This window comes from Vibrio sp. Vb1026 (genome assembly GCF_033338745.1).
Taxonomy (GTDB): Bacteria; Pseudomonadota; Gammaproteobacteria; order Enterobacterales; family Vibrionaceae; genus Vibrio; species Vibrio alginolyticus.
The window spans coordinates 1-1346 of the sequence record NZ_JAWOTH010000096.1; the positions used below are offsets into that span (position 1 = coordinate 1).

1 protein-coding gene is annotated in these 1346 nt (G+C 47.6%); it reads left to right on the forward strand.

Translation table 11 applies throughout. The features are described from left to right. Nucleotides 1–1346 (forward strand): DNA gyrase subunit B (locus R7E47_RS24430; protein ID WP_318085280.1); only part of this gene is annotated, 1346 nt, incomplete at both ends.

The window sequence follows — 1346 nt, forward strand, 5'->3', positions numbered from 1 at the left end:
AAAGACATCGTTGTGACAATTCATGAGGATAACTCGGTTTCCGTTAGCGATGATGGTCGTGGCATTCCAACAGAAATGCACCCAGAAGAAAAAGTATCAGCAGCAGAAGTTATCATGACTGTACTGCACGCTGGTGGTAAGTTCGATGATAACTCGTACAAAGTATCAGGCGGTCTTCACGGCGTGGGTGTTTCGGTAGTAAACGCACTGTCAGAAAAAGTGGTACTAACCATCCATCGTGGCGGTCATATCCACACGCAAACTTACCGTCATGGTGAGCCTGAAGCGCCTCTAGCGGTTGTGGGTGATACGGATAAAACCGGTACACAAATTCGTTTCTGGCCAAGTGCAGAAACTTTCTCTAACACTGAATTCCATTACGACATCCTAGCAAAACGTCTGCGTGAGCTATCGTTCTTGAACTCAGGCGTTTCTATCAAGCTTATTGATGAGCGCGAAGCGGACAAGCAAGATCACTTCATGTATGAAGGTGGTATTCAAGCGTTCGTTCAGCACTTAAACACCAACAAAACACCAATCATCGAGAAAATCTTCCACTTCGACTTAGAACGTGAAGACGGCATTTCGGTAGAAGTGGCAATGCAGTGGAACGATGGTTTCCAAGAGAACATCTTCTGTTTCACCAACAACATTCCACAGCGCGATGGTGGTACTCACCTTGCTGGTTTCCGTGCGGCACTAACACGTACGCTAAACAGCTTTATGGATAAAGAAGGCTTCTCGAAGAAAGCGAAAACGGCAACGTCAGGCGACGATGCGCGTGAAGGTTTGACTGCCGTTGTTTCAGTAAAAGTGCCTGATCCAAAATTCTCGAGCCAAACCAAAGACAAACTGGTTTCTTCTGAAGTGAAATCAGCGGTTGAATCGGCGATGGGTGAGAAGCTATCTGAGTTCTTGGTCGAAAACCCAAGCGAAGCGAAGATGGTTTGTTCGAAAATCATCGATGCAGCACGTGCACGTGAAGCCGCACGTAAAGCGCGTGAAATGACTCGTCGTAAAGGCGCGCTAGACCTAGCAGGCCTACCAGGCAAACTTGCAGACTGTCAGGAAAAAGATCCGGCACTCTCTGAACTATACATTGTGGAGGGTGACTCTGCGGGTGGTTCAGCTAAGCAGGGTCGTAACCGTAAGAATCAGGCAATCCTACCGCTGAAAGGTAAGATCCTGAACGTAGAAAAAGCACGTTTCGACAAGATGTTGTCTTCGCAAGAAGTTGCAACGCTTATTACAGCACTTGGCTGTGGTATTGGTCGTGACGAGTACAACCCGGACAAGCTGCGTTACCACAACATCATCATCATGACCGATGCTGACGTCGATGGTTC